This window comes from Protofrankia sp. Cr1 (assembly GCF_963555865.1).
Lineage (GTDB): Bacteria > Actinomycetota > Actinomycetes > Frankiales > Frankiaceae > Protofrankia.
Genome location: NZ_CAUVXO010000235.1, coordinates 1 through 4,672 on the forward strand (window position 1 = coordinate 1; position 4,672 = coordinate 4,672).

3 protein-coding genes are annotated in these 4,672 nt (G+C 70.1%); 2 read left to right on the forward strand and 1 reads right to left on the reverse strand.

The window, feature by feature from the left end; all coding sequences use genetic code 11:
- Positions 1-1,295 (reverse strand): XRE family transcriptional regulator (locus tag U9980_RS17315; RefSeq protein ID WP_322768868.1); only part of this gene is annotated, 1,295 nt, incomplete at its 3' end.
- 330 nt (positions 1,296-1,625) lie between these two features.
- On the opposite strand from U9980_RS17315, the gene U9980_RS17320 reads away from it, so the two are divergent.
- Together U9980_RS17320 and U9980_RS17325 are read left to right on the forward strand one after the other, a co-directional pair.
- Complete coding sequence (locus U9980_RS17320) at positions 1,626-3,023, forward strand: glycosyltransferase family 4 protein (protein ID WP_322768869.1); 1,398 nt, start codon at positions 1,626-1,628, stop codon at positions 3,021-3,023.
- On the forward strand, positions 3,020-4,651 hold the full coding sequence (locus U9980_RS17325; RefSeq protein ID WP_322768870.1) for a carbamoyltransferase C-terminal domain-containing protein: 1,632 nt from the start codon (positions 3,020-3,022) through the stop codon (positions 4,649-4,651). The genes U9980_RS17320 and U9980_RS17325 overlap by 4 nt, the downstream gene beginning before the upstream one ends.
- Positions 4,652-4,672: the final 21 nt, after the last annotated feature.

The window sequence follows — 4,672 nt, forward strand, 5'->3', positions numbered from 1 at the left end:
CGCAGCATGTCCCCGGCCCGTTGGATCGCACCGCGGGTTGGGGTGGTGTCGAGGACGAGCAGGGCCTCTCGCGCGGCTGCGGCAGCTTGTTCCGGGTCGGGGTGAGCTCTGTGGAGGAAGGTCATGCCGAGGACGGTCCAGTTGCCGCTGATCTGGACGTAGTTGTCGGGTCCGTTGGCGAGTTCGAGGTCCAGCCCGGTTCGGGCGTGGCTTTCGGCGGTCTCGCCGTGCCCGAGATGGGCGAGGGTGACCGCGAGGAATGCGTGAGCGAAGGCTTCGTCGCCGGGGTTCGGTCCCGGTAGGACTCCGCCGTCCCAAACATGATCCTGCATCCGGGCGAGCGCTGTCTGTGCGTCGTCTGGTCGGCCGGCGAGTGCGGCGGAACGGGCTTCGCAGCCGGCGAGGATCGGCTGGCTGAAGGGGTGGGCTTCTTGTCCGGCTTCGTGGGCGATGTCGACGGCGGTGTCATAGGCGCCGTTGAAGTAGGCGACGGTTGATCTCATCGCCGCGGCTGATCCCGCGAGTAGACGGTCGCCGGTGTCGGTGGCGTGCTGGCTTGCGAGGGCCAGGAATTCGCGTGCCGCCTGGTCGTTGTCGGTGTCGAAACCGAGGGTGCCCAGGTAGAACGCCTGCCAGCCGGCTATCCACGTCAGTCGGCTTCGGACCTTTGAGGAAACGCGCGTGTCCAGGAGGCGCTCTGTGCTCAGCCAGGCAGGTTCGAGTCGTTCCGCGAGCGTGACGTGGGGTGTGGTGCGGTAGGTCCGGGCGATCTCGTGTATTTCGGCCTCGTACTGATCGAGGCTGGCGGGGCGTGGGTCGGCCGAGGCGATGCGCTCGGCAAGAGCGGCGGCTACGGCGGCCGAGCCAAGCGCCAGTCCGCCGCGTAGAGCATCGCGTCGTCTCGTGGGACTCACCTCCTCGCTGTGTTCCACTGTCGCTGCCTGTTCGGGGGCACGTCCAGTCGCAGCCGCAGTGGTGGCCGGCGGCGAGGCCCCGATTCCGATCGCGTGGTCCTCGATGGAGGCGTCCTGCCAGAGGATCAGGAGTTCACCGCTGGCGCCGAGGGCACGGTCGAGGTGCTCGACCGTTTCCCGGGTGGGTAGCAGATGTTCCTTGCCTGACTGATGGCCGCGTACCGCGGCCGTGGCGGTTGCCCGGTCAAATGTGCGCCATCCGCTTGCGCTCATCTTCCGTGCCAGCGCGGAAAAGCTGAGACCGCGTCGTTTCCGGTATTCCTCGGCGCGGGCGACGTAGCGGGCGCGAGCGGGCCGTGGCTGCTGGGAACCATTCTGCACGAAGTTCCACCTCCTGCCGGGCATGGCACGGGCTGTGTGCCGCAAGCACCGCAGGGACGCGTGCCCGCGGCACGCACGCCCGTGTGCGGCACACAGTCTGTTTCGCGCCTGTGGCGGAGTGTTCCATGACTGCCATGCAGCGGGAATACGTCCGGCGGCATCCTTCGGATTCGGCCGCGACTTTCTCCCGCCGCCGCGCCGCCCGTCTGGTCCTCCTCGCGGACACGGCGCTTCACGTCGCCTGCCCCACTGCTGACCAGGTCCGGCGGGGCAGGCGGCCTTCCTATCCCACATTCCCCGAGGGGACGCACAGGCCCTCAAGGGAGCACGATGAGGAAGGGGAAGACGATGGTCCTGGTTCGACATTTTCCCGACGCCCTGCACGTCTGTACGTACGACGTGCGAGGCAGATTCGTGGACAGCGGAATGATCAAACCCGCTCGGACGAGCGGCGTCGTCGAGCACACCCACCAGCTACTGGCCGGCATCGTCCGGGAGCATCCCGAGACCAGGATCGCGATCACCCAGACCGGGGGGTCGTCGGTCGCCGCGTGCCCGGTACGGCCGTTGCAGGTCCCCGACGGACCGATAGTCCAGTGGCGGTCCGTTGCCACGGGCTTCCCCCAGTATCTGCGGGCTGGCGAGGCCACCGATGGCAAGGACCCTGCGCTCGTTCGGCGGTACTACGAGGAGCGGATCGACGACCCGGCGAACCCGGTGTGGCTGTCGCTCGCCGAGCGGTATACGGCGGTGGTGCGCGCGGCCGGGACGGCGCACCTGCTGGTACAGGGGATCAACCCCCTCGTCGCGGTTCTGAAGGCCGAGCAGTTCGGTGTGCTCGCCAAGGCGGGCTTGGACTGGCTGAACGTCACCGCCGTCGTGCACGACACGGCCGGCGCCGGCCGCCGGCTCGGCTACCTCGCCCGGCGGATCGACCACACCGGCCTGACCCTGAAACTGATCGCCGTGTCCGGGATGATCGGCCAGGGGCTGATCGACGCCGGTGTCCCCGCGGGCACGGTCAGCACCGTGCTCAACGGCTTGGACGCCGACGAGTTCGAGCGTCGCCTCGACGGCGCCCGTGGGGTGTTCCCGCGGGTCGCCGCCCGCAACGGCGTCCCGCGGGATGGTCGGATCGTGCTGGTGTCGGCCCGCCGGGTGCCGTGGAAGGGCCACCAGGACGTCATCGAGGCCACCGGCATCCTGCGGGACCGGGGTCGGGCGGACGACGTCCGCGTGATGATCAACGGCGCGGGCATGTCCGACAACCGCTGGCCCGCCTACGACAACGACCTCGCCGCGCAGATCCACCGGCGTGGGTTGGACGGGACGGTGGTGCTCCTCGACGAGCTGGACCCCACCGAGGTCGCGTCCTGCTACACCGCCGCCCATGTCGCCGTGCTCGCCTCCCGGGAGGCTGAGCCGTTCGGCTACGCGAACGTGGAGGCGATGCTGGCCGGCGTGCCGGTCATCACGACCGCTCACGGCGGGCCGGCGGAGTACATCGAGGACGGGGTGTCAGGGCTGCTGGTGCCCCCCGAGGAGCCGGCTGCGATCGCGGAGGCGTTGGACAGGGTCCTGCGCGACCCCGCCTTGCACGACAGGCTGGCCCGCGCGGGGAGAGCCGCTGCGCAGCGCCTGAGCCTGCGCGCGATGGCTGACAGCTACATAGACCTGATCACCCGACGGGTTCCGGTCGGTACGTTCGCGGGGGCGGGATCGCGATGACATTCATCCTGGGAGTGCACGCCGGAACCGGGACCTACCACGATCCGAGCGCCTGCCTGATCGACGGCGACGGCACCGTCCTCGCGTTCGTCGAGGAGGAACGGCTCACCCGGACACGGCACGCCCACGGAGTACGGATGCCCGCGCTGTCCGTCCGCTGGTGCCTGGACCTGGCCGCCGTCACCGCCGAGGAGATCGATGTGGTCGCTGTCGGCTGGGACGAGCCGCGGATGAGTAGCCACGCCGGGCAACCCTGGCGGTTCGACAGTCCCCGCGAGTTCCTCACCGCGCTTGGTTTCCGCGGGCCCCGCTGGCCGGATCTGCACTTCGTGCCGCACCACCGCGCGCACGCGGCGTCGGCGTTCCACGCCAGCGGCTACGACCGTGCCGCCGTCCTCGTGCTCGACGGCAACGGCGAGGACGAATGCACCTCGATCTACCGGGCGCAGCGCGGTGGCCCACTCGTGCGGGTGGCGTCCTGGCCGCAGGTCTACAGCGTCGGTCACATGTACGAGGCGGTGAGCGCCTGGCTTGGCCTGGGACGTCACGGCGCCGGGCGGACGATGGGGCTGGCCGCCTACGACGCCGGCAACGTGCCGATCGATCCCGGCTGGCTCGTCCCCGACACAGACCGGTTGATCTCCGTGCTGGGCGGCGACCCGGACCAGGACTACGACATGCTCAAGAGCCGCTGGCACGAGCAGGTCATCGCGTTCACCGGCGTGGACCGGCCGAAGCAACCACCCCAGTCCCTCGACACCGACCCGGTGGCCGTCCATGTGGCCGGCGTCGCCCAGCTCACCGTGGAAAACGTTGTGCGCTGGCTCGCCGCGCGCGCACGGTTCCTGACGGGAATCGACGAGCTGTGCATCGCCGGAGGCGTCGGGCTCAACTGCGCTACCAACAGCCGGCTGCCCGGCCCGCTGTACGTCCCGCCAGTTCCCCACGATGGAGGCGTCGCGCTGGGCGCCGCCTGGTCCCTGGCCGCACCCACCAACCCGGCAGTCTTCTCCGCGTACACCGGCAGCCATCCCGGCACTCTTCCTGCCGATCTTGCTGGCGTACTCGTGTGCGACGTCGATGTCGATCGGGTCGCTGACCTGTTGCTCGACGGCCGGATCGTCGGCGTGTGCCGCGGACGCAGCGAGGTCGGGCCGCGGGCGCTATGCCACCGCTCGTTCCTCGCCAGTCCGGTCTCCGCGCAGATGAAACAGACCATGAACATGCTCAAACGCCGGGAGCGGTGGCGGCCCTTCGGCCCGGTCACCAACGCCGATCTCGGCACCTGGTGGTCGCCCGTGGGACAGCTGGACCGCTACATGCTCGGCGCCGCCCGGCTCACCGACCAGGGAGCCTCGACACTCCCAGCGATCGCGCACATCGACGGCACCACCCGCCCGCAGCGGCTGCACGACGCCGACGAACCGTTCGTCGCCGCCGTCCTCGACGAACTCGCCCGCCGCGGGCACCCCCCGGTCCTACTGAACACCTCCTTCAACGGGCCCGGTGAGCCCCTGGTCGACACCGCGGCCGAGGCGTTCGACTGCGCCCGCCGCCTCGGCGCCGACGCGATCGTCACCGACAGCGCGCTCCTACTCCTCGACCCGGCGCGGACCAGCCGGCGATGACGTTGCGGACACGCCCCTCGG